At 64.8% G+C, this 23,582-nt stretch carries 25 protein-coding genes; 7 read left to right on the top strand and 18 right to left on the bottom strand.

The genetic code is table 11. The annotated features are described in order from the left end of the window. The first annotated feature begins 120 nt into the window (after window positions 1–120). Window positions 121–552 (top strand): hypothetical protein, encoded by a 432-nt coding sequence (locus IEY89_RS16575; RefSeq protein WP_189148158.1) that lies wholly within the window; start codon window positions 121–123, stop codon window positions 550–552. A gap of 105 nt (window positions 553–657) precedes the next feature. Here IEY89_RS16575 and IEY89_RS16570 read toward each other — a convergent pair whose 3' ends face one another. Beyond that, window positions 658–993: a histone-like nucleoid-structuring protein Lsr2 gene (locus IEY89_RS16570; protein WP_189148157.1), complete on the bottom strand. Its 336-nt coding sequence runs from the start codon at window positions 991–993 to the stop codon at window positions 658–660. A gap of 498 nt (window positions 994–1,491) precedes the next feature. On the opposite strand from IEY89_RS16570, the gene IEY89_RS16565 reads away from it, so the two are divergent. Further along, window positions 1,492–2,082: a hypothetical protein gene (locus IEY89_RS16565; protein ID WP_189148156.1), complete on the top strand. Its 591-nt coding sequence runs from the start codon at window positions 1,492–1,494 to the stop codon at window positions 2,080–2,082. Here IEY89_RS16565 and IEY89_RS16560 read toward each other — a convergent pair. The 4 genes from IEY89_RS16560 to IEY89_RS16545 form a co-directional block, all read right to left on the bottom strand. After that, the gene (locus tag IEY89_RS16560) at window positions 2,055–3,152 is read right to left on the bottom strand and encodes a PIN domain-containing protein (protein ID WP_189148155.1); all 1,098 of its coding nucleotides are present in this window, start codon (window positions 3,150–3,152) and stop codon (window positions 2,055–2,057) included. The two genes, IEY89_RS16565 and IEY89_RS16560, sit on opposite strands and share 28 nt — an antisense overlap. A gap of 113 nt (window positions 3,153–3,265) precedes the next feature. Continuing rightward, window positions 3,266–3,916: a hypothetical protein gene (locus IEY89_RS16555; protein ID WP_189148154.1), complete on the bottom strand. Its 651-nt coding sequence runs from the start codon at window positions 3,914–3,916 to the stop codon at window positions 3,266–3,268. A gap of 267 nt (window positions 3,917–4,183) precedes the next feature. After that, on the bottom strand, window positions 4,184–5,218 hold the full coding sequence (locus IEY89_RS16550) for a UvrD-helicase domain-containing protein (RefSeq protein ID WP_189148153.1): 1,035 nt from the start codon (window positions 5,216–5,218) through the stop codon (window positions 4,184–4,186). After that, entirely contained in the window at window positions 5,205–6,815 is a 1,611-nt protein-coding gene (locus IEY89_RS16545) for an ATP-dependent nuclease (RefSeq protein WP_189148152.1), read from the bottom strand. The genes IEY89_RS16550 and IEY89_RS16545 overlap by 14 nt, the downstream gene beginning before the upstream one ends. A gap of 498 nt (window positions 6,816–7,313) precedes the next feature. On the opposite strand from IEY89_RS16545, the gene IEY89_RS16540 reads away from it, so the two are divergent. After that, window positions 7,314–7,880 (top strand): NUDIX hydrolase, encoded by a 567-nt coding sequence (locus IEY89_RS16540; protein ID WP_189148151.1) that lies wholly within the window; start codon window positions 7,314–7,316, stop codon window positions 7,878–7,880. Window positions 7,881–7,885: 5 nt separating this feature from the next. Here IEY89_RS16540 and IEY89_RS16535 read toward each other — a convergent pair whose 3' ends face one another. The 7 genes from IEY89_RS16535 to IEY89_RS16505 all read right to left on the bottom strand — a co-directional run bounded on the left by IEY89_RS16535 (window position 7,886) and on the right by IEY89_RS16505 (window position 13,020). Continuing rightward, a complete protein-coding gene (locus IEY89_RS16535) occupies window positions 7,886–8,578 on the bottom strand; it encodes a class I SAM-dependent DNA methyltransferase (RefSeq protein WP_189148150.1) in 693 nt (230 codons plus the stop codon). 3 nt (window positions 8,579–8,581) lie between these two features. After that, on the bottom strand, window positions 8,582–9,778 hold the full coding sequence (locus IEY89_RS16530; RefSeq protein WP_189148149.1) for a radical SAM/SPASM domain-containing protein: 1,197 nt from the start codon (window positions 9,776–9,778) through the stop codon (window positions 8,582–8,584). A 10-nt stretch (window positions 9,779–9,788) separates the two neighbouring features. Next, entirely contained in the window at window positions 9,789–10,850 is a 1,062-nt protein-coding gene (locus IEY89_RS16525; protein ID WP_189148148.1) for a hypothetical protein, read from the bottom strand. A gap of 530 nt (window positions 10,851–11,380) precedes the next feature. After that, window positions 11,381–11,716, bottom strand: a complete 336-nt coding sequence (locus IEY89_RS16520; RefSeq protein WP_189148147.1) for a hypothetical protein — start codon at window positions 11,714–11,716, stop codon at window positions 11,381–11,383. A 19-nt stretch (window positions 11,717–11,735) separates the two neighbouring features. Further along, window positions 11,736–12,287 carry an ATP-binding protein gene (locus IEY89_RS16515; protein WP_189148146.1) on the bottom strand — a complete coding sequence of 184 codons (552 nt, stop codon included), beginning with the start codon at window positions 12,285–12,287 and terminating at the stop codon, window positions 11,736–11,738. Window positions 12,288–12,319: 32 nt separating this feature from the next. Beyond that, complete coding sequence (locus IEY89_RS16510) at window positions 12,320–12,694, bottom strand: recombinase family protein (protein ID WP_189148145.1); 375 nt, start codon at window positions 12,692–12,694, stop codon at window positions 12,320–12,322. After that, complete coding sequence (locus IEY89_RS16505; RefSeq protein WP_189148144.1) at window positions 12,691–13,020, bottom strand: hypothetical protein; 330 nt, start codon at window positions 13,018–13,020, stop codon at window positions 12,691–12,693. The genes IEY89_RS16510 and IEY89_RS16505 overlap by 4 nt, the downstream gene beginning before the upstream one ends. 217 nt (window positions 13,021–13,237) lie before the next feature. Between IEY89_RS16505 and IEY89_RS16500 the strand changes: the two genes are divergently transcribed. Both IEY89_RS16500 and IEY89_RS16495 read left to right on the top strand, forming a co-directional pair. Further along, entirely contained in the window at window positions 13,238–14,404 is a 1,167-nt protein-coding gene (locus IEY89_RS16500) for a helix-turn-helix transcriptional regulator (protein ID WP_189148143.1), read from the top strand. A gap of 17 nt (window positions 14,405–14,421) precedes the next feature. After that, on the top strand, window positions 14,422–15,138 hold the full coding sequence (locus tag IEY89_RS16495; protein WP_189148142.1) for a 5-formyltetrahydrofolate cyclo-ligase: 717 nt from the start codon (window positions 14,422–14,424) through the stop codon (window positions 15,136–15,138). 530 nt (window positions 15,139–15,668) lie between these two features. Here IEY89_RS16495 and IEY89_RS16490 read toward each other — a convergent pair. Then, window positions 15,669–15,851, bottom strand: a complete 183-nt coding sequence (locus IEY89_RS16490) for a hypothetical protein (RefSeq protein WP_189148141.1) — start codon at window positions 15,849–15,851, stop codon at window positions 15,669–15,671. A gap of 313 nt (window positions 15,852–16,164) precedes the next feature. Here IEY89_RS16490 and IEY89_RS16485 point away from each other — a divergent pair, with 313 nt between their 5' ends. Then, window positions 16,165–16,371, top strand: coding sequence for a hypothetical protein (locus tag IEY89_RS16485; protein ID WP_189148140.1), 207 nt, complete (start codon window positions 16,165–16,167; stop codon window positions 16,369–16,371). A gap of 511 nt (window positions 16,372–16,882) precedes the next feature. Here the strand turns inward: IEY89_RS16485 and IEY89_RS16480 are convergent. From IEY89_RS16480 to ssd, 4 genes are all read right to left on the bottom strand, one after another. Beyond that, window positions 16,883–17,680, bottom strand: a complete 798-nt coding sequence (locus IEY89_RS16480) for a type II secretion system F family protein (RefSeq protein WP_189148139.1) — start codon at window positions 17,678–17,680, stop codon at window positions 16,883–16,885. 70 nt (window positions 17,681–17,750) lie between these two features. Then, window positions 17,751–18,581, bottom strand: coding sequence for a type II secretion system F family protein (locus IEY89_RS16475; protein WP_373287250.1), 831 nt, complete (start codon window positions 18,579–18,581; stop codon window positions 17,751–17,753). A 35-nt stretch (window positions 18,582–18,616) separates the two neighbouring features. Continuing rightward, on the bottom strand, window positions 18,617–19,825 hold the full coding sequence (locus IEY89_RS16470) for a TadA family conjugal transfer-associated ATPase (RefSeq protein ID WP_189148137.1): 1,209 nt from the start codon (window positions 19,823–19,825) through the stop codon (window positions 18,617–18,619). Beyond that, window positions 19,822–20,928 carry a septum site-determining protein Ssd gene (gene ssd / locus IEY89_RS16465; protein WP_189148136.1) on the bottom strand — a complete coding sequence of 369 codons (1,107 nt, stop codon included), beginning with the start codon at window positions 20,926–20,928 and terminating at the stop codon, window positions 19,822–19,824. Before ssd ends, IEY89_RS16470 begins: the two co-directional genes overlap by 4 nt. Before the next feature lie 515 nt (window positions 20,929–21,443). Between ssd and IEY89_RS16460 the strand changes: the two genes are divergently transcribed. Then, window positions 21,444–22,277, top strand: coding sequence for an HAD family hydrolase (locus IEY89_RS16460; protein WP_189148135.1), 834 nt, complete (start codon window positions 21,444–21,446; stop codon window positions 22,275–22,277). A gap of 406 nt (window positions 22,278–22,683) precedes the next feature. Here IEY89_RS16460 and IEY89_RS16455 read toward each other — a convergent pair whose 3' ends face one another. Beyond that, window positions 22,684–23,508 carry a Fic family protein gene (locus IEY89_RS16455; RefSeq protein WP_189148134.1) on the bottom strand — a complete coding sequence of 275 codons (825 nt, stop codon included), beginning with the start codon at window positions 23,506–23,508 and terminating at the stop codon, window positions 22,684–22,686. Between the last annotated feature and the right edge of the window lie 74 nt (window positions 23,509–23,582).

The raw sequence follows: 23,582 nt of genomic DNA, 5'->3' as shown, positions 1-23,582 counted from the left end.
TAAGTACATATTGCCATTAGCGGCAATGGCTCTTTAGTCTCTGTCTTCGGATGCGGCACCCCGCTTGATTGATTTCAGCCGGCGGCGTGCCCTACCCGAATCGACAATACGAGGAAATCCATGTCGAATGGTGACCCGTACGACGACACAAGAGAGCTGTTGCCGCTGGGCTTCATGCCCGGCAAAGCCATCAGCGAAAATGATCCGCGCATGGCCAAGCTGGAGAATTTTCAGCAAAGCCTCTTCCAGAGCACCACCGCTTCGCCCAAGATCGTGGTGGTCAGAGTCAGCTCGAACGACACCCTGCCTCTGATCATCGACACTGCTCGTGCGATCTGGGTGGTGAACGACGGCATCGATACCCCCAAGCCGGTCTACCACGACACACCGGAGTGGTATTTCGAAGGTCAGGTGCATCGCAGTTCACTGCGGGTACGGATGCACGTGGTCGCTACCGACGGCTCGTACATCGACAGGATCGCCCTTCAGTTCATCACGGACGAGCACGTCGAGGACGGCATCATCTGGGTCGAGTGCATCGACCAGGACTGATCTTCTCTTTCGACGGTCCACCCTGCACCTCAACGAAGAACACCCCGTGTCCGTTGAGGTCGCGGGGTGTTCTTCATTTCTGGGGTTCGCTTGGTTGTCTAGGTGCTACGCGACCTTGGCCTTCGCGTACGCCTCCTTGATGTCTGCCGGTACGCGGCCACGGTCGTTCACCTCGTAGCCGTTCTCCTTGGCCCACGCGCGGATCTGCGCAGTGTCGCCGTCGGCAGTCACGCGACCCGCACCCGTGCGCTTGCCACCACGTGTCTGGTTCAGCTTCCTGCCCGCGTCGACGTACGCGGCAAGAGCCTTGCGCAGCTTCGCCGCGTTCTTGTCGTTCAGGTCGATCTCGTACGTCCTACCGTCGAGGCCGAACACGACCGTCTCGGACGCCTCGGACCCGTCGAGGTCATCAAGCAGTTGAATAATGGTTTGCTGAGCCATGGTGGCTTCGTCCTTCTTCGGGTTCCAGGTGAACAACTTTTGATGTTGCTGACTTTTTATCAGCGCAGCAACCACAGCCGCAACGCGGTCGTTAATTATCGTTCGCCGACGTTCCAGCAGCGTTACCCTCTACTCGATCCTGTAGACACGCACCAACCATCCACCCGCACCCCCAGCGATGAACGCCCCCGCGTCCGCTGGTCGGTCGCGGGGGCGTTCATTTTTAGGGGTGCCACTTGGAACCGCATGACCACTAGGCCGAGGCCGGCTTGCACTACGTCAACGCGGTCCAAGACGGCTGCGGCGGTTCGTAGTTAGCGTCGTCCCACGCTGCACTGGTTGGCGGACATGCCGCAGTGATTTCCGTTTTTACAGCCCGGACACCCGCACCGGCAGTTCTGAGCGCTGAGAACACCCGACAGAACCTGACGCACTCGCAGACGCATAGCATCCCCTTGATCGTGCGGATAAATTGGGACGTTATGTTATTTTAGATACATGTTACCCGTCAACCCTCAATTCGCTGTGCAGTCCGACGTGTTGAAGCACGTCGTGCGACTGACTAAGGAGAGGGTTGCTCTTATTGAAAACGACCCCCACTTGCTGACGGTCGAGAAAGTCAATCTGCTGGCGCTGCTGCTCGGGCACAAGCAGATCACGGACGTTGCTATAGACCGTGACGACAAGACAGCGGCCGAGCAGCTCCTTGAAGCGCTCGACCTTCCGTATGCCCCCAACCACTACGCCGACCCTGACGGGGTGCGGCACGAGTGGCTCCAGGTCGCAACCAACAAGCCGACGCTCGACTACGTCTTGAACCGACGCCACGAACTGACCGTCCTTGAAGCCGGGGTCCTCTACGGCTACCCCACTTCTGCCTGCCTGGCGTACGCGGGCCTCCTGGAACAGGAGTGGTTCGACAAGACGCTCGGCGAATACTTCTTGTCCGGCGTCTTCTCGAAGCCTTACGCCAACGAGGAACGTGCCCACTTCGAGCGGGTGTGGCAGGACGTAGCGGGGGCCAGTCCAACAGTCGCTGAGGAAGCGGCAGCTACACGAGCTCAAGACGACTTCGGGCTTGCCGCCTGATCTTCGTCGTAGAAGCACTCGATCAAAAGCCCTCCGCCGGCGTCGCCTTGGTCGGTCGCTTCAACACGGCCGCGGCGCGACCCGCGTCCGAGCTGCCATCGGTAGCGCTGGACGCGGACGAACTCCGTCCCCTCTTCGAGGACAGCCCGCACCTCTTGGAGACTGACTCCCGGTTCATCCGGGAAGTGCGCTTGGACCAGCTCCTGTACTTCGGCGGCCAGCAGCGGTTGGTTCTGTCGTGCCAGGGTAATGGCGACTTGCTGCCGGATCGTCGGTCGCAGTGGTGCAGCAAGGATGACCTCGCGCAGCTTCTCGACACCCCGTCGCTCCTGCGCCGTTGCCACTTCCAGTTTGGTGCCGACCACTTCGAGTGCCTTGACGGCGAACGAAGCAGCAGCCCTCCTTCTGTTGGGCTTCTTGAGGAGTAGTGCGCCACCACTCAGAACGACGACACCGATCGCCCACGGAGAGATGCCGGTCTGCCGTCCCAGGAGCTTGACCAACCCCACTACACCCCTGGCCGGAAGAGCGGCTGCGTTCACCGTGATGGCCTGGTCCCTCACGCCTTTGGCAATGTCGAGGACTGACTTCGCCGCTCGTTGCCAGTCCTTCGGGGCAAACCCAGGCTTCTTCAGGTGCCGGTCATCCGAGAACACGACGCATGGTGCGATCAGCTTGGCCAACCATCCTGTTGGCACGTCGTCGGTGTCGTTGATCGCCAGGACCTGTTCGTCCGGGTCGTCGACATCCGACATCGTGACGAACCGCAGCGCCGGTAGGTACTCGGCTTCAAAGTGGGCGCGGAGGGTGGCGAGCGGCACCAGACCACGCTTGGCCATCCTCGGGAGGTGTTCGTACGTCTCATCTAGGACGTGGTCGGCAGCGTAGAGAGTGGCAGTGCCGTCATCGCTCATCCGCAACAGCCGCGACCGGAACCCCTTACGGCAGTCGTTCTCGATGCTGCTCAACAGTGCGTTGGTGTCCACGATGGCGACCAGATGCGGCGCGCTTGAACTGTAGGGATCAAGCGGCGTGCGTCTCGCAAGTGGTGCGATCTGGTCGTCCGTCATGAACCAACGGTAGTAGTCGAATGGGCGGGCGGCACATGGTTTCGCGCCGAAGAACGCGTAGCTACCTCGCCGAGGCCGGACAGCAGTGCCCGGCCTCGGTACGTCAGGCTCCGTCAGTGGATCGAGAACGACCTTCGGTTCTTGAGGAGGGCGTCATCGTTGTTGAACAAGGCGAAGAAGTCACCAAAAGCCGGGACCACATGGCCCGCGCCTCGTGCAGCAAGCCCTCGGTGGCGAAGCACTTCGATGACGTACCTCGCCAGCGCAGTGCAGAGGAAGGTGCCTTCCTTCGCCACGTACTCGCTGTTGTGTTCGGCGATTGCCGCTTCTTCGACACTGCTCACCGGGGTACCGTCCTCCGTCATGGAGCGGATCAGCATCTTGTCGTCCAGGAGTTCCGCCACCACACTTACCTTGGCCGCGACTCTAAGTGTTTGCCACGCAGGCCGCTTGTCGAGCAACGGCTGCCCTACGACCTGAAACCAGCGAGCTACTGGGTCAAGCGACGGAGCCCTTCCTGACAGGACATCAAGGTTGTAGTAGCGAGTCGTCTTCGCGAATTCGGCAAGGAACACCACCGCGTCGCCGATGATGTCCGGGTGCGGCAACTGCCAATGAAGCTCGCTCTGATCAAGCTTCGCCCGGATCGCTTGTACGGCGTCAAGCAACTTGCTCAAGTCATGACCGTAGGCACTTCTAAGTTGCTGGTCGCTCGGGAACTTGCCGTCCTCCACAAGAGAATCGAGCAAGATGGTCAGTTTCATGACCCGCTCCAGCCCGATTGTGTAGTTGAAGAATCCCCCGTAGTACCTCTCCGTCTGTTGGTAATTAGCCTTCCTCAACGTAGTGAGTCCAACGCACAAGCTTTGGGCTGCAAGCCCCGCCTCGTGTAGTAGCGGCTGGAAGATCGGCGAATCCCACGGACTTGCTGCCGACTTAGTGTTTGTCATGAGGCGTTCCTCTCGTGCGTCACCCTATCCTGGCCAACCGTAGCGACTGGGTACGAAAGGATTCACCCGATTTTTGGGCTGCTACGGGAGGACGAAGGCCACGCTGTACTTAGCCCGCGTCACCGCGACGTAGAACTTCGCTTGCTCATTCAGCGTGTTGAAGTCGCGGGTCTGGTAGTAAGCGATCATAGGCTTCGTCGGGAAGATGAGTACGCGGTCGTACGTGCTGCCCTTCGAGGCACCCATGTTCATCGCTTCGAGGCCACCAGTGGGCGTCCGGCGGTCCCACCGCAGCACGACAGGCGAGTACTTCCGCACGTACTCGTCTACCTCCGAGCTCTTGATCGGAAAGATGCCGTCGTGCCCCGTGACTTCGGCGTTCTTCGAGATCGTGCGAGGAAGTTTCGGGTACAGATCATCCGCGAAATCGCAGATCGCCTGATTACAGCGGTAGCTTTCAACGCGGTCATCGATCTCGCAGCGGCCCGTACGTTCGCTGAACCAGTCGACGATACCGCTTCCCCTGTAGCGCTTATTTCTCGGAGAGGTGTTCGTCCAGTAGGTCGCCTGGCGGGGATCGCCCACCATTGTGAGGGAGATAGGCGACTTCATCAGGGCGTCGAGCAGGTCAAGGTCATAGCCCGCCATGTCCTGGATCTCGTCGACGTAGATGTGGTCGTACATCCCCGCGAGCCGATCCACGACCTTGCCGCCACTTTCCCGGTTCGCCTCATAAGCGAGAGCGGCTACCTCGTTGCGGTATGCCGCGCTGGCGGAGTCAAGGTAGTACTTCATGGGGTTGTCCTTGCGGGCGAACCGAGAACGCTGGCCCAAGAAGTTGAGTCCGCCCATGGCACCAACCTCACCGAGCACGTAGCTCTGATAGGGCCGGGCACACTGGTTCATTAGGAAGGTGAACCACCCCATGACCGTGACGTGTCCTGGAAGGATGCCGGTTCCAGCGCTCAGCCGATTCACGATCTGGTTCAGGTTCTCGTTGGTGTACGTCGTCACCAGGACGCGCTTCGCCGGGTCCCCGAGTACCTGGTCGATGATGTGCTGGGTCTTACGCGAGCCGGCCGCCGCGATGATGGCCTGGTTGTTATGAGACGGCATCGACCGCTTCCTTGATGTACTCCGGCATGTTGATGGTCTGGTTGCTCTGGAAGATGGCGAGCGCGCCGTCCGTCTTGTGCCTCTTCATGTAGTCGAGCAGGTCATCGTCTGTCGTGAAGCTCTGGCCGAGGGCGGCGTTCATCGTGGCCCTGTCGTTCACCTTGAACAGCTGTGGTTCAAGCGTCTTGAAGGCCGCGTCCTCACCAACGTGGACAGTGATGTTGGGATGTGCCGTGTAGCTCGCGTACCGCTGCTTTACGTCGCTGGCATCCTTCCCGTCGTTGTCCGTGACGACGGCAACGACGTTCTGCGGCAGTAGCTGTGCGATGTCGAGGAATCGCTTAAAGGAGAGGCCGCGGACGTTGATGATGTCGATTCCGCTTTCAACGGGGAGCGTGCCACCGTGCGTATCCATGTGGGCGCGCTGAATCACTAGTTCATCCGATGGCCCCTCGACGAGGATCGACCGCCGGGCCAGCACCATGCGAAGAGTGTCGTAGCCGGACAGCTTCCTGAAGTAGTTCTGCGTGTCGGCCGGAAGCCGGTCGAGCCGTACCCCCTCGGTCTGGGACAGCAGGACGAGCTTGTCCAGTCCAAGCTTGTTCAGTACGAACGAGCTGTGCGTGGTGATGAAGACCTGACGGTCCTTGCACTTCTCGCTGATTTTCTTGACCAGCTTGCCTAGGTTCGGGAACGACAGGTGGTTCTCCGGCTCCTCGACGAGGACGATGTGCGCGTCGTCGACCCTTTTGTTGAGGGCAAGCAGGATCTTCAATGTGCTCTGTTCCCCCTTGCCGACGAACTGGAAGGGAAGGTCATCAAGGTGCGGCACGATGCCGCTTTCCCAACTCGACTTTTGTGACACGTCGATGTTCAGTGTTAGTTCGCGGTCACTCACGTCGCTCGGGGCGCCCCGTAGCGCGTCGTTGATCTTCACGATCGACTCGTCCTCGGCGAACGTCTCACGGAGGCTGCGGTACGCGCGTGTCAACTTTACGCGCTCGTCCGGAACGAGGAGGTCATTAAGGATGTGCCTCATGTAGTAGTCGACGCCGCTTTGAAGGTGGATGTTCGCAGCGTCGATGAGGGATGCAGTGGCCGGGATACTGCGGAACGTGACGCCGTTCCCGTCGAAAGCCAGCCAATCGACCTTGTAGTACTCCGTCGGAATCAGCCGCACCTTCGCCGGGTGCTTGATGAATTCCTTGTACTCCGCCTCATAGTCAGGGTTAAGCGCAACCCGAATGCGAACGCCGGGCTCGTCGGCCTTGAGGAGGTTGTTATTCCCCTTGAGTGCGGCTGTCTCAGGTGTCAATTCAAGGAAGAGGTCGATGATGATTTCCGGAGGTGGAACCGCGCGGCTGCCCTTCAGGGCGTCGATCCATTCACCCACGGCGTCCTGGTGAAACAGGTACGGCGACAGGTCCTGATAGAGGGGGCGTCCGCGTAGCTTGCCCGTCAAACCGAGATCGATCGCCTCCAAAATCGTCGACTTACCCGCATCGTTGTTGCCAACCAAAATGTTCATCTCGGCGTCGAAGTCGAGCCTGAAGTTGCGAAACGTGCGGTAGTTCTGAATGACAATTTTAGAAAGCATACGCCCCCCTAGTATAAAACTTTCACTTACCGGAGGCGAGCATAAGTTTGATCAGCGGAACCAGGCTCCCCACGAGGTTCCACGAGCACGCCCTTCGAACAAGTGTCGAGGATCGTAGCAGGCGTCCCAGCAGTTACGGGGGCAGAGCCGACAAAGTCCCTAGCGTTCGAACGCGCTATCTATTTGCTTTGGCCAAAGCTATTTAGATACGACTGGCATTTTTAGCCAACTGGCTTGAAAGTAACCTTCATTTAGCTCCTGAATGGAAATGACTTACCGGTAACAAGAAGAGCACCGCCGGAGGGGTGGCGGTGCTCTTCTTGGCTTGTACTGCGGTCATGATCGGTCCGACCAACGGCTCCCCGCCGGCATCAGCTTGGTCGTCCGCTTCTACTACGCACACCCGTTCGGGAAGCTCTCGGCGCTAGACTGCTGCCGATTGGTCAGAAACCTGCCTCTCTAGGTGAAATACACCTATTTCGGTAGAATGGGAGCAGAATGAGTCTCGATTTATCAGCCGCAGTCCGCACCGACCTTGACGACGCCTTCGCCACCCTCAAGACGCCGTACAAGTGGCGGGCGGTGACGTCGTACTTCAAGGACGAGGTTCCGCCCCGTGACTACACCAGCAACGTGCACGTGGTGCCGTTCGTCGGGGATCGGGTGGTGCTGCTGCACGCCAAGGAATCCGGCTGGGGTCCGTCCGGGGGCACGCTGCTGGAAGGCGAAGCCTTCGAGACATGCGTGACGCGCGAACTGGCGGAGGAGATCGGCGGCGCGGCCACGCGCTTTGAACTCTTCGGACAGTGGGACAGCGAAACCACGGCCGAGACTGCCTACCGGCCGTGGCTCCCGCATCCCAAGTTCGCCATCGCGCTTGGGTGGGCCGACGTCACCATCTCCGGGTCGTCGGATGATGACGGCGGCATCGAGATGGAATCGATCCTGGAGGTTTCCATCCTCCCTATCCACGCTGCCATCGAGCGCCTGGAGCAGAACGACGAACACCACCTGGCGGCGCTGTACCGCATCGCGTACGAGGTACGTCGCGCCGCCAAGGGCTAATCCACCTACGGTTTCCGCGCCACCCAGAGGCCACGTCCAAATTCGGGCGCGGCCTCTTTGCGTACGTCGACGAACCCGGCTGCCGTGAACGCCGTCTTCATCACGTCGTCGGGGTGCAACGTGAAGTCGTAGCGTTCATCGAAGGTGTGTAGTCCGCTACTGGTCCCGAGCGTGACGTGAAAGTCGATCCGTCCGCAGGGGTGTCCGTAGCCGACCCGAACCACCGTCACCGCGTCGTCCTGGTGGTGCGTGACGTGAATCTTCTTCGGCTGCCACTCGTCTGGGGTGTACCAGGGTTCGACGACGAGAAGCCCGCCACTCACCAGATGCCCGGCGAACGTTGAAAGGGTCGGTTCAAGCTCAGCCGGCCCCATGTACCCGATCGCTCCATCAAGAAGGAGCAGTACATCCGCGCCGGGCCGCGGGAGCTGGAAGTCCTGCATCTTCCCTTGCACGAGCGCCACCTCGTCGCCGAGCTTCTTCCGCGCGATATCGAGCATGGCTTCGCTGACGTCCACCCCCGTTCGCTCGTACTCCTGGAGCCGAGCGAGCAAGGTTCCGGTGCCACACGCCACTTCGAGGATCGTCCTTGCTTCGGGCGCGTGCTGCTGGATGAGGCTCCCTATCGCGGCGGCCTCGGCGTCGTGGTTCCGATGCGATTTCACGAGGTCGTAGAAGGGTGCGATGTCCGTGAACACCCGTCATCCCTTCCGGCGCGTAGGACCGAGCTGGACAAGCAGCGGCTTGATGCACCCGGGGTCGTCGCCGTCAAGCGACCCGTTGATGTGCAGGCGCATCGCTGGACATTCGGCGTGGCAGGTGGTGTGACGAGAGCACGACCCACACGTCTTGTTCTCGGGGAGGTTCCGCATCTGCTCGAAGGCGGGAGCACTTCGCCAGAAGTCGCCGAGACTTCCCGGCGTCCAGCGTCCGGACTCGAAGCCGCTACCAAGGAACGTGCACGGCGACACCATGCCGTCTTCGTCTACGAACATGATCCGCGTGCCCGCGCCGCAGTCGTTTTCCGACAGCAGCAACGGTTCCTTGGCCCCGGCCTCGACGTTCATGAGGTCTTCCACCCCGCAGTGGTCGGCCTTGTTCAGCTTGACCACGGCGTCGAAGTACTCGGGTGTCCCCTCGGTGATGATGTCCGTCGTCCCGATGACCCTGCCGGACGGTTTGGCGCGGCGAGCCTTCACCGGCACGCCCAGCTCGTGACAGAGCTCAAGCACGGCGTCGACGTCGCACAGGTTCGAGTTCATCAGGGTGAAGCGGATCGTCGGCGTGATCCCGGCATCCAGCATGGTGCGGATGCCCTGGATGGTTCGCTGGAACGACCCCTCGCGGCCCCGGATGCGGTCGTGATTTTTCTCGGCTCCGTCGATGCTGACGTTGACCCGCACATCGTGTCGCTTGAAGGCGCGCAGATCACGCTGCCGCACGATCGTGCCGTTGGTGGTGAGCGATACGCCCATGCCCTCGTCGCGCATGGCTCCGACGAGCTTCCAGATGTCGTGGCGCATCAGAGGTTCGCCGCCGCCAACGACGATCAGGAAAACACCAAGCTCCCCAGCTTCACGGATGAGCGTCAGCAGCTCGTCAGTGGTCGGCTCCGTTCGTCCGGCTGGTGAACTGTCCGACATGCAGTGCAGGCACGTCAGGTTGCAGCGGTTCGAGACGCTGACGAACAGCTTGAGCGGAGCGGATAACGCCCCCGGTAGTGGGGGCCGTTGGATGCGCCGAACCACCTTGCCGGACGCTTCCAGCTTGGTGACGTGCTCTTCGGTGACGGGATCGACCGAGTGCTTCACGGTGTCGAAGAGCAGCCATTCTTTGCCCTCGTCGCGGGCGAGGAAGTCGTACCGCAGAGCCGGTACGCCGGCGGTCGTGGATGACATGGGTGACCTTTCAGGTGAGTGCCTCATCGGTGGTGCGTCGGATCAAGCCGGTGTTGCCGTCGACAAAGGCTTCGACGGTTTCACCAGGACGGAGCGCGGCAAGTGAACTGCCCGCCACGGAGATGTAGGCGAAGGCGCTCCGGTGCGGGATGACCTCGGGGAGGTGCCGGGGGTCATGACTCAGACGGAAACCATCGAGGAGATCGACCACCAAGGTGCGGTCGCCTCGGTGGAGTCGCCGCACAATGTCGGGGCAGTCGGCAAGCGACGTCGTCCGCTTCACCATGACGGCTGGGCGTCCCGGAACGTCCTCGTCCACAGTGCTCGGGCCGCCTTGCCATGAACCCCAGATCCACGGTGTGCGGTGCCAGTCATCCCGAGCGCTCGGAAGATGCGCCGGATGCAGAACGCGCGGCATATCTTCTGGGATCGGTCGGAGCTGTACGGCGATGACCCCGTTTGGAGACGCGAAGCCTTCCATGTCCAGGTCAAACCCGACGGCATCCCGTAGCCCGCTGATCGCGCGGTACAGCTGAAGCGGATCAGCTTCGAGGACGCTGCCGGATCGGATGTGCGCACCGGCCACGGTGGCGTAGTCGACAACCTGACCGCCCCGGATTTCCGTGAACGTCCGTCGCCCTCGACTGATGGCTTCCACCAGCACGCGCCCCTGGTAGCCGTAGGCGTAGAAAACGCCCGACAGCCCTTCCGCCTTGACGTACTGCTGAAACACGACGGTCTGTGTTCCGGGCGGTGCGTTGATGATCGCTTCGGCGACGAGCGTGCGCGCCTGGTCGAGATTGGAGCCGTCCCAGAAGCGACGGCGCGAGGAGTGACGTCCACGGGTACAACCGGGCGAGAAACTTTCCTGGTGACCGGAGTACTTCAAGGCGAAGCCGGCCCGCAGCGTAGAAGGTAGTGACTCAACCAGTCGATCCGCGCCGATCCTCGCGGCATCTTCCAGACTCAGGATCAGGTCGTCGGGAACGACCAGGGTGAAGCGGTCGGCAACGCGCTTCAAAATGGCCAGTCCCAAGCAGGAGCCCCCCTGACGCCAGTACAGGTCGATCAAGGGGGCTTCCGTAATGCCAGCCTGCTCCAAATACCGAGCAGCCGTGCCTAAGCCGATGGTGCTTGCCTCGTGCGCGCCTGAGCTCACTTGTCCCCCAAGGGCTTCTCTGGGCGAAAGGTCAAGGACGGACCAAGTATGCGGAGTATGGAGGTTTGCGCCTAGCTGTCTACCGAATGACTGAAAGTGACCTATCAGCCGAGTTGAGCAGTCTCGTTAGCACCATCAACGGGTGGGGCGATGCCTGCCTTTCCGCCTCCTGCCGAACAGCAGCCACCGACCAAGCTGCGGGCGTGAAGCACGCGGTTCCCTCGGCCCCGGAAGCTGCAACCGATGCAGCGGCCAGGCCCGCGTGGTCGTCCGAAACCAATGCGACTGCTGCATACGGAAAATGCAGCGATGACAAGCGAACAGGGGCAGTGCTGAGCCCTTCACGGTTATGTCTCCGACGTGCGCCACGGGAACGCCCGACGCTTCGCAGCGGAAGCACGCTCCTCGGTACCAGTCGAACAAATCCCATAGCTGCTGTGGCTTCATCGGACGTCAGCCCGTCCGTGAATCTCACTCGTCTCGTACAGCAGCGCCCCGCCGTCCAAGGCGATCTGCTCAGAGACGAGGAGCTGCATCAAGGGGTGTTCCGTGATCTGCTCCAGACTCGGCACGATCACGTGGCGAACGTCGTCGCGGATGAGTCGACGCACCAAGAGGTGCGGCGAGATGCCCGGTCCCCACTCGTAGTAGGTGTACGTCATCCACAGGTTGTGGGCTTCGGCGTAGGCGTGCAACTGGTCGTCGAGCAGCTTGAGTTCTTGGTCACTGGCGTTGTTGCGTACGCGCATGTAGCCGTAGGCGATTGGAGTACTGGTCATGTAGTTCACCCCGCCCGGATCAGAGGAGCTGACGGAGGCCATCAAGGACGCGCTGCATCAGAGCGATGGACGCCTGGTCCTTCACGGGACCGTCCTGCGGCTTGAGGTCATCCGGCACGCGCAGTTGAAGCGTGGAACCATCAAGCGGAGGAGACGGCAGCATGGTCAGCGTCTTCATCGCCCAGACGATCTTGCCTCCGGCCGGCGACAAGTAGGTGCCCCACTTCTCGGCAACCGCTTCGACGAGGTGAAGTCCGCGCCCACCCTCCGCTTCCGCGGTGACGGTTTGCTTCACCGGTTCATCCGAACTGCGGTCCCACACCTCGACGAACAGTTCATCGCCGACGACTCGCAGCTGTATGGCCATGACGTGCTGGGCGGTGATCTCCCATGGCTTCGGTTGTCGACCAGGGAACCCCGTTGCCTTGACGGCGTTGCTGACAAGCTCGCTCATCATGAGAGCGGTGTCATCGGCGTAGTCGTCCAGCCTCCAGTACTTCAGCGTCTGGTAGACGAACTCACGCGCCACCGGTACAGCGGAGGCAACGGCAACAAGGTGCAGTCGAGACACGTGCAGCGTCCTCACAGTGGAAGCTGTCGCGTTCATTGGTCGCCGCCGTTCTCCGCGAGGGTCGGCGGGTACGACGACCGCTCCTCTGTAGGAGCGACGATCCAGACCTGACCGCCGATGTCCTGCTCAAGCACTTCCTTAGAAATCTCCGAGAGCATTGGAAACTGGTTCAGGTGCTCGCTGGTCGGCACGATCACGTGGCGGATGTCGTGACCCTGGCAGTAGGCCATCAGAGCGTTGAGAGCGAGCGTTCGTTGCCACCGCTTCTCGACGAACACCATCGACAGTGCAAAACCTTCGCGTTCAGCAAAGGCCGCCATGTTCGCGATGTGCTGCTGTTCAGGCTGGTCGTCGTCTGACATCCGAAGCCGCAAGTACCCGACACACAGCGGGGCGGGTGTGGTCACGGTGTCTTCACCCCTTGCACGATCCACAGCCGCGCACCGAGTTCCTTCTCGATGTGCTCGCGCATGGCCGCTTGCAGTCCAGGCAGCCGGGCGAAGTGCCAGAGTGACGGCACGATGACGTGCTTGACCTCGGTGGTCTTCAGCGCGTCCACGAGCGTGAAGAACGCCGACTCTTCCTCAGCACCGAGCCGCTCGATGAACAGCCGCTCCAAAGCGAAGCCTTCGCGACTGGCGTGGACCTCCAACTCCCGCCGGATTGCCTCGTTTTCGTCTTGGCTGTCATCGCTTGGCGTTAGCCGCATGAACCCGTACATGGCAGGTGGCATCCGTTCCTCCTGGGGGACTGGAACGGTTGGCGAGTGACGTCACCGACTGCGTCACTCGCCAACCTGCCCGCCAGACAAGCGGTCTGACCTGCAAAGACACCACAGCAAACGTGCGGCACACATGCCGCATCCGTGCGGCGTTTCAGGCCCTGGCCTGCACGAATGTCATATGTGGCGCTACGGTGTTACCCCGCCCCACACCGGAGGGATGGTCCTGGTGGCAGCGAAGCGCATACGCCTCGCGCGGCGCCGGAAGTCGGCAGGCTTCACCCAAGAGGGACTGGCCGAACACCTTAGCGTCGAGCGTTCCACGGTAGGGCGCTGGGAAAGCGCCGAGACCGAGCCTCAAGCATGGTTACGGCCAAAACTGGCACGCGCGCTCAAGGTGAACACCGAGGAGCTTCAAGCGCTGCTCGATGACATCGTGGTCACCGACAATCACCCCAGCGAGCGCATGACGCATGCCCTCGAAAACCCCTCCTCCGTCGACCTGATGGTCGTTGCCTACCTTCACGAGCGGCTGCGGCAACTGGATGAGTCGTACGACCAAGAGGCATCCACCAGCCTGCTTGGTCGCGCTGGACAACTGCACGGTCAGGTGAAGTTCCTCCGGGAGAACGCGGGCAATCCGCGCGTACGACGGGCGCTCTACGAAGTCGAAGCCGACTCAGCGACGTTCATGGGGCAGTTGGTGTGGGACGTCAGCCAACGTCGCGACCACCATGGACCCCTTGGCTACTTTCAAGAGGCGGTCGACGCTGCTCGTCATGTTCGCGATCCGTCCATCGAGGCGTACGCAACGCTGCGGATGTCCTACGTCGCGCTCTACGGCGAGAAGAATCCCCGGCGAGGAGCAACGCTTGCCCAGCAGGCAGCGGACGTCGCCACACTGGTCAGTCCCTCACTCACCGGATTGAGCCTTCTTCACGTTGCCGAAGGGCACGCCATGACCGGCGCGCTCACCGAGTGCGAAGCGGCGTTGAATAGGGCCGAGGACCAGTTCGACCGCGCTCACCCCGATGACGTGGCCGCGCCGTACTACACGATCAACGAGTACAACCGTCTGGCTGGCTCGTGTTACCTGTTCCTGGACCTTCCCGAACGCGCCGAACCCATCCTCCGTATGACTACGCGGGCGCTCGCTGCCAAGAAGAAATCTCAAGCCATCGCGCTCGGCAACCTGACCTTGGCGCTCATCCGGCAACGGAAGCTCGACGAAGCGGCAGCGGCCATGCACCGGACGATTGATGCCGTAGAGCTGACTCGGGGCGGCGGCGGTCTTAACCTGGCGTTCTCTGCTGGGCGCGAGCTTCGGCAGTGGCGACAGGAGCCGTGGGCACAGGAGATCAACGATCGGTTGCTGGCGTTGATGGCAGCGATCTAAGTAGGGCGGGGTTGTACGTGAACGACATCGATCAGGCCAAGCAGGAGCTGCGCGAGAAGGTGTGGCGTCGCCTTATCGACGGGGGCGGTGCACCCGAAGATTCGTACGGCAAGATTCCTGGCTTCTACGGTGCCGAGGACACGGCGGAGCAACTGGCCGGTCAAGACTTCTGGCAGCGCGCCACCACCTTGAAGGCGAACCCCGACTGGGCGCAGCTTCCGGTGCGTGTTCGTGCCCTCAAAGACGGCAAACGCGTCTACATGGCCGTGCCGCGTATGGCATCGCTCGAACCCTTCTACTTGCTCGATCCCAAGAACCTCGGACTTCCGCCCGAAGAGGCTGCCGAGAAGAAGGGCGCGGCTCAAGTTGCCCGCCGGCTTGGCGTTGAATCGATGGAACCTATCGACGTCGTGGTGTGCGGCAGTGTGGCTGTGAACCGCTCGGGAGCCCGCATCGGCAAGGGTGCCGGGTACTCCGACCTTGAGGTTGCGCTCTTGATCGAGGCGGGCCTCGTCACGGATCGGACGGTGATCGTCGCACCGGTTCACGCGCTTCAGGTCGTCGACGACGACATCCCCGAGACCGAGCACGATTTCTCTGTGGACTACATCGTCACCCCTGACGAGGTGATCCCCTGCACCAATCGGCGCCGGCCGTCGGGGTTGGTGTGGAACGACCTCACTGCTGAGAAAATTGCCCAGATTCCGGTGCTGGCAGCGCGTCACCAGGCGTAGCTAGACTCCCAAATCAAAGAGCGCCCGACTCCCCCCGTGGTCGGGCGCTCTTCGTCAACCGATCATGTGCGAGTTGTCGTATTCAGGACCTCGGCACCCAGCACACGTGTCCATCCACTCTGACGTCTGCGTGTTCCATGAGCAGGGATTAGTCCGGCAACCTTCACATTTAGGGACCGTTGGCGCCCCGTATCCAGACGCTGCGTACGCCTTGTTGAAACGGTTGTAGTCTCTGCGCGCTTGGAGCAAGCCCACGAGATACAGCAACGGCACTCCGGCAGCCGGTACGCAGAACACCAAAGCCCAGTTTCCGGCCTGGTAGCCATCGCTGTTCGAACCGGTGTAGAAGACAACTGCCCAGCAGGCACCAAAGATTTGAGCTGCAACCCCGATGACCCACTGCCGGAGCTTGACGGGTTTGGGCGTGTTATATCCGTCGTACCGCATGGGCATCCCCTCAGAGGCTTCCAGCTCCGGCAGTTGAGTACTTGATCAAGGCAGGGCGCCAGAACGCTCCACCGAGCAGGAGCTCAGGCATGCACAACTTGGCTCAGCTTCACGTTCGGGATGGTGGCGTGATTCGCGAAGCGGACGCCCAACAAGCCGTGGAAGACGGATACATGGGTTACCACCCCAGCAGTGCCACGGTTCACGCCCTGGCCCAGCGCCTCGGTGGCAACCACCCGGTCACCCACGTTGAAGTTCTCGGCCACGTGTACACCCCCGTACAACTAGCGCTCGTCGCACTCTAATTAGCACGGTTCAGCTTGGCACGGTTCGCACGGGTACGTGAGTCTGTTGACCTATAAACGAGGTCCTACAGCTTGCTTGCCCGTCAAGGTTCTCGCTCTGACCGCTCCGCACTACTCGTCGTATGCGCTCGCCCGGGAGCAACCCCCGTCAGCGATCGTCGCTGGTGCCAGCGCGTACGAGTTCGACCGGGCGTGAACCTGAGCCCCGATCGGTAGCATCCCGGATGCTCGGCCCATTCAGAGGTCGGGCATCCAGGCGCTTAAGGGGTGGGACGTGGCATCGCAGCGGCTCGTGTTCTGGAACTGGACCGACTTCAAGCCCGACAAGACGGGCTACATCAACGCCTGGAACCTCGACTACGACTCACTTATCGGTGAGTGGCCTGAGATGGCGCAGGTCATCGGCCATGGACGCATCATCTCGCACCACGCCATGCCCCACGAGCGCGGTGTTCTGCTCACCTTCATCGTGGACTACTGAGGCTTTGGGCTCTGACGACCAGAGCGCCCAATCCGCGCCGTGGATCGGGCGCTCTTCGCTGTTGATCTTGCCGGTTGATGGCCGCATCAAACCCGGAGCGGCACTCGTCGGCGAACGTCGCTGGTCGGCGCAGCAGCACCCCTCGGAACACCCATGAATCGGCACCCGAGACACGCACCACACACCCTCTGAGCTGCACGTTTGCCCGCTCCGCAGGGCTGCCCAACGGGCCGTCAGGGCGATAGACTGACCCCTGTCGGGATGGGTGCATAGCCAGACATTTGACTATTCCGAAGTGACCATCCCGGCATCCCGCCGCGCCACCAGCACCGCACGCGTCCTGCACACCAGGGCGCACATCCGTTCCCGTACCGCTGTGAACATTTCAACTCCCGTAATTTTCAGTCTTGTTGATGACTCGTCGTCGATGACTCGTCGCTGTGACTCGCTGTTGTGACTCACTGCTGTTGAACTCCGTCGATGACCTGCTCCTGATCACCCACTGCTCACGTCATCCACCACCCCCGCCCAGCAACCCGTCCGCCAGCCCGATGACCACAGGCAGTACGCCGATCGCGATGAACGCGGGGAGGAAGCACAGCCCCACGGGCACGGTGACCATGACGGCCGCCCGCCGGGCCCGTTCCGTCGCCGTGCGCCCCCAGTCGGCGCGCGTGTCCGCGGCGAGGCGCGCGACAGGCCCGGACGCCGGTACGCCCGACTCGTCGGCCCGCTCCAGCAGCCTCGCCAGGGGGCCGGCTCCCGGTATCGACGCCAACCTCCGCCAGGCCTCCCCCGGTTCACCCCCGAGCCGCACCTCTGCCGCGCCGCGCGCCAGCGCCTCCCCGACCGGTCCCGCCAACGCCTCCCCCACCGCCTGGGCGGCGACCACCGGACCGGCGCCGGCCGCGATGCATGCGGCCAGCAGATCTGCGGCCAGCGGGAGTTGCCGGGCCGCCTCGGCAGCGTCGACGTCCGCCGCCGCACCACCGGCCCCCCGCCGCAGTCGCCAGCGCCACAGCCCGACCCCCGCGACCAGCCCCACCACGACGCCGGCCACGCCGCCGACCAGCACCCAGCCGGCACTCACCGCACCCGCCACGGGCAGCCAGCGCCGTACGGCACCCCGCGCCCCGAACCACCGTCCCGCCTGGCCGCATTCCCGCTCCGCCTCCAGCGCGAGCAGCCGGGCCAGCCTCCGCCGCACCCTCCGTTCACGCCGTACCGTCTCGATCCACCGCAGCAGCCACCCCAGGGCCAGCACGGTCCCCAGCACCACCCCCAGCCTGTGGAAAACCTCCGCGCTCACGCCAACTCCCTTCTCCGGCCACGCTCGACAGCCGTACCGAGACGGCCCCCGTCATCCACTCCCCCGGCCCTCATGCCGCCTCCGCTCCCCGCACGATCCGCAGCGCCCACCACAGGCCCGCGCCCTCCAGCGCACCGCCGACCAGCAGGCAGCCCAGTCCGGCGCCGGTGTGCAGCAGCACGTGCAGCGGGTCGGCGCCCAGTGCCGTGCCCAGGACAAGGCCCAGCACCGGCAGACCGGCGAGCATCACCGCCGTCGACCGGGCGCCCGCCAACTGGGCGCGCAGATCCGCGCGTTGGTCCCGGTCGGCACGCAGGGCCCCTTCGAGGCGGTCCAGCCCCGCCGCCAGTCCGGCACCTTGGTCCACGGCCACCCGCCAGCACGCCGCGAGGCCCAACAGCCCCTCCGCGCCCGGTTGTCGGGCCGCCGCGGCGAGCGCCCCGGGGACATCTCCGCCGAACCGTGCCGCCGCCAGCACCGACGCCTGCACCTCACCGAGGCCGCCGGAGTCCCGTGCCGCCCGCAGCAGCGCCTCCCCCGGCTGCCGCCCGGCGCGCACCTCACCGGCGAGCGCCCCGCACAACGCGATCACCTCGTCGCCCCGCCGCTCCCGGGCCCGCCGTACCCCACCGGCCAGCCTGACCCGGCGCAGCAGCGGTACCCCGGCCGCGCCCACCAGCGCCGGCACGACGGAGGCGCCCAGCAGCGCCACCACCAGCCCGACGGCCACCGACCACCACTCGGTCCGCAACCGTCCGCGCAGCCGCCGCAGTTCACCGACCACGCGCTCCCCCGGAGGCGGCCCTGCCCCCACGTCCCCACCCCCGGCGAGCAGCAACTCCGCCCGCCGCACCCCCGGACACCGCCCACCCAGCAGCCAGCAGACCGCCCCGACGCACATCCCGGCCGCGCCCACCGCGAGCCCTCCCGTTACCGTCACGTGCCTTCACTCCCCTGTCCCTTGTCACCGCCGGCGCGGAGCAGCCCCCGCAGCCGCTCCCACCCCCGCTCGTACGCGAACGCCTCCTCGCTCCACCGCAGCGCCGGCACCGTCACCACCAGCCCCGAGGGGGCCCGTTCCAGCACATGCACCTCGGCGATCCGGCGCCGCCCGGCCCGGTCACGGACGAGATGCAGGACCACCGACAGCGCCGCCGCCAACTGGCTGTGCAGTGCGGCCCGGTCGAGCCCCGCGGCCGTACCCAGCGCCTCCAGCCGGGCCGGCACGTCCGCCGCGGCGTTCGCGTGAACCGTCCCGCAGCCCCCTTCGTGCCCCGTGTTGAGGGCAGCCAGCAGGTCGAGCGCCTCGGAGCCCCGGACCTCCCCGACGACCAGCCGGTCCGGCCGCATCCGCAGCGCCTGCCGCACCAGGTCCTGGAGGGTGACCAGGCCCGCGCCCTCCTGGTTGGCGGGTCTGGTCTCCAGCCGTACGACGTGCGGATGGTCGGGCCGCAGCTCCGCCGAGTCCTCGGCGAGCACGATCCGTTCACCTGGGCCGACCAGCCCCAGCAACGCGCTCAGCAGCGTTGTCTTGCCGCATCCCGTGCCGCCGCTGATCAGGAAGGACAGCCGTGCGTCGAGCAACGCCCGCAGCACCCGGTCGCCACCCGGCGGCATCATCCCCGCGGCCATCAGCTCGTCCAGGGTGAACGCGCGCGGCCGTACCACCCGCAGCGACAGGCAGGTGCAGCCGACGGCCACCGGAGGCAGCACCGCGTGCAGGCGGGTCCCGTCGGGCAGCCTGGCGTCGACCCACGGACGGGCGTCGTCGAGCCGCCGTCCGGCCACCGCGGCGAGACGCTGCGCGAGCCGTCGTACGGCGCCCGCGTCCGGGAAGGAGACGGCGGTCAGTTCCAGTCCGCCGCCCCGGTCCACCCACACCCGGTCCGGGGCCGCCACCAGTACGTCGGTGACCGACGGGTCGGCGAGCAGCGGCTCCAGCGGGCCGGTGCCGACCAGCTCCGACCTCAACCGCTCGGCGGCGCCCAGCACTTCGGCGTCTCCGAGCACCCGCCCCTGCTCCCGCAGGGCCTGCGCCACGCGCGCGGGTGTCGCCTCGGCCCCGCTCTCGGCCAGCCACTGCCGTACGCCGTCCAGCAGCCCGGCGGGTGCCCCCGGCCCTTCGTCCCAACGCACGCCGTTCATACGGTGCCTGCCTCGGCCAGCGCCCGCTCCCAGAACACGGTGCAGAACCGGGCCAGCGGTCCGCGTGCCGCCGCTCCCGGCGGCGCCTTGCCCTCGTGCGGGCGCGACAGGGCCGATTCGACGGGGACCTCGCCGGCCAAGGGCAGGTTGAGCAGCCGGGCCACCTCCTGGTCGTCCAGTCCCGGCGTGTAGGGCCCTCGTACGGCCACACGCAGGTCGCGCAGGACCATGCCGACGGCGGACGCCACCCGGCCGGCCGCCGCGACGGCGCGCAGTTCGCCCGGGACCACCAGGATCCCGACGTCCAGTTGGGCGAGGACCTCCGCGACACCGTCGTCGATGCGGCGCGGGAGATCGACGACGACCGCGCCACCGCTCCGTCTGGCCGCGGCGAGCACCGCCCGTACGGCCTGGGGCGGGACGGCCACGCAGTCTCCGCGGTCCCAGCTCAGCACCCTCAGGGAGTGCAGGTTCGGCAGCGACTCCTCCAGAGCGCCACCGCCGACCCGGCCGCGTGAGGCGGCGAAGGCAGGCCAGCGAAGTCCGTCGGCCGTTTCGCCACCGAGGAGTACGTCGAGTCCGCCGCCCAGCGGATCCGCGTCCACGAGCAGGGTGCGCAGTCCCTCGCGCGCGGAGGTGACGGCGAGCGCGCAGGCCAGCGTGGACGCTCCGGCCCCGCCCCGGCCGCCGATGACGCCGACGGTGAGCGCCGGCCTGCCGACACCCTCGGCGACGTCGGCGATCCGGTCGACGAGCCACTGCTCGCCGTCGGGCAGCATCAGGACGTGGTCGGCGCCGATCTCGACGGCTCGCCGCCAGACCCCGGAGTCGTCCTGGTCCCGCCCGACCAGCACCACTCCCCGTCGGCGCGCGGCCCCGCACACCCGCCGTACGGCGTCGTCGCCGACCAGGACGAGCGGTGCGGCCTCCCAGCCGCCGCCTCGCTCGGGCACCCCGTGGTGCACTTCGGGTGTGGCACCGGCCGCCGCGCACAGGCGCAACAGGTCGTCCAGCAGGTCCGCGTCCTCGGTGACGATCAGCGGTCCGCTCTGCCGTCCCCCGGCCGCGGGCTGATCGTTGTCGTGTGTGATGGCTCCCGCCATGATTTCCGGCCCCCTTCGCTATATGAACGGCCGACAGAAACCGGCCAAACGCGTCCGCCAAACGGAACCGGCCATGAACTGGCCGTCGGCGGAACGCGCTGGAATCACGGTGCAGCGAACCCGGAAATCGTGTGGATCTTGATCTAAATCTGTGGACAACCTGGCGGTTGTGGATATCCCTCTCACCCAAACAGGTGACCCCTGTACGACTTTCCACAGAGCAGCACTTCAGTTACCCACAGTGACAGCATGTGAGCATGCGAAAGAGGCGGCCGGAGCCGCCTCGGACGGCGTCACAGCCGCGGAGAGTGCGCTGGGGGAAAAAGAAAACCCGCCCGGACATGCGACGACCCCCGCCGGGGGGGGAGAGCGGGGGTCGTCCCCACGGTTCGACTCGGGGGGGAGGAGCCGGACCGGGTTAGCACGGTCGCGAACGATCCGTGACTTCCATGGTGTACCCGAGACCCATCTCAGGCAAACCCACCCGCCACACCTTACGCCGAATGGAGGGCCCTATGCTCAGCCTCGTGGAAAACCACTCCTTGCCCCGCACAGCCGCCTTCTTCGACCTGGACAAGACGGTCATTGCGAAGTCGAGCACGCTCACGTTCAGCAAGTCGTTCTACCAAGGCGGGCTGATCAACCGCAGGGCCGTCCTGCGTACCGCGTATGCCCAGTTCGTCTTCCTGGCGGGCGGTGCCGATCACGACCAGATGGAGCGTATGCGCGAGTATCTGTCCGCGCTGTGCCGCGGCTGGAACGTCCAGCTGGTCAAGGAGATCGTCGCCGAGACGCTGCACGACCTGATCGACCCGATCATCTACGACGAGGCGGCCACCCTCATCGAGGAGCACCACACCGCCGGCCGTGATGTGGTGATCGTGTCCACGTCGGGTGCGGAGGTCGTCGAGCCGATCGGCGAACTGCTCGGTGCGGACCGGGTGGTTGCCACGCGGATGGTCGTCGGCGACAACGGCTGCTTCACGGGCGAGGTGGAGTACTACGCGTACGGGCCCACCAAGGCCGAGGCGATCAAGGAGCTGGCCGAGTCCGAGGGGTACGACCTGGCACGCTGCTACGCGTACAGCGACAGCATCACCGACGTCCCCATGCTGGCGTCCGTCGGCCATCCGCACGCCGTGAACCCGGACCGCGCTCTGCGCCGGGAGGCGATCGCCCGTGGGTGGACGATCCTGGACTTCCACCGCCCGGTCAGGCTGAAGCAGCGTCTGCCCGCGCTCTCCGTACCACCGCGTCCGGCCCTGGTCGCCGCCGCCGCGATAGGCGCGGCGGCGGCGACGGCGGGTCTCGTCTGGTACGCGAGCAAGCGCCGACCGACCGTCGTCTGAGCCGCCCCTCCCGCCCCGCCCAGGGACATCCGGCACACCAGCGCCCGATTCACTCCCGTTTGAGGACAAAAGTAAAGAAGTGCAGTCAGGGCTTCCGCTTGCCCCGGTCCAGGAGTAGAAAGGACTCAACGGCCCGCGAGACCAAGGACATCCGAAAGGATCACCTTAATAACGCATTTGGCCCCACGGACCGAGCATGAACACTGGGCACCCACGCGACGTCGACCCGTCGATTACGGGCCAGCCGCACCAGGTTACGGGCCGAGTTCCCGACCTGATGGGCAAAAATACGAGGACGCTTGGTAACCCGGGTGGACATGCTGGCGGCGGTACGAATCCTCGTACCGCCGCAACCCGTTGAAGGCCCTCCACGGAGGGCCTTTTCGTTTCCCCGTGCCGTTTTCTCCTATGCCGCCCCGCGTTGCAGCGCCTCGCACACGGCCGTCGACTCCCGTGCCCCGAGCGTGACCGCCCGGCCGCAGTGGGCGATCCACGCCGCCATGCCCTCCGGAGTGCCGGAGACATAGCCGTCGAGCGCCGCCAGATAGGCCGCGCGGCCGGGTTCCGCGTGGCCGACCTCGGCCGGGCACACGGACTTGGGGTCGAGGCCGCTGCCGACCAGGACGATCCGCTCGGCCGCACGCGCGACGAGGCCGTTGTGGGACCCGAAGGGCCGCAGCGCGAGGAGTTCGCCGTGCACGACCGCGGCCGTGACCAGGGCGGGGGCCGAGCCTCCCGCGATGATCAGCTCCGCTAGTCCCTCCAGCCGTCCGGCCACCTCGGCCGCGTTCGGCAGCGGCAGTTCGACCAGCGGCTCGTCGACCGGCTCACCGTCCTGCCGTGGGCGCCCCACCTCGTCACCCGTGCCCGCGGCGGCGACCAGATGCAGCCGGGCCAGCACGCGCAGCGGCGACTGGCGCCAGATGGACAGGAGTTGGCCCGCCTCCGCGGTCAGCCGGAGAGCCGCGCCGACAACCCTGGCCTCGTCGTCACCGCTGAAGTCGGTGCGCCGGCGCACTTCTTCGAGAGCCCAGTCGGCACCGGAGAGGGCCGCGGAGCCGCGCGCACCGCGCAACCCCGCCTCGCCGGTGATCGCGTTGCTGCGCCGCCGCATGATGCGATGCCCGTAGACCCGGTCCACGGCCTTGCGTACGGACTCCACGGAGTCGGCCACCCCGGGCAGTGATCCCAGGGCCGCGAGCGGGTCGGCGGTCGCGTCTGTCGTACTCATGAGTACGACCCTACGCACTCCGGGGAGCCCACCCACGAAGGAGTGGACTTCCTCACGCCCCTGGACACTTTGGG

Source organism: Streptomyces lacrimifluminis (assembly GCF_014646095.1).
Lineage (GTDB): Bacteria > Actinomycetota > Actinomycetes > Streptomycetales > Streptomycetaceae > Streptomyces > Streptomyces lacrimifluminis.
This window is presented reverse-complemented; position numbering and strand designations above follow the sequence as displayed.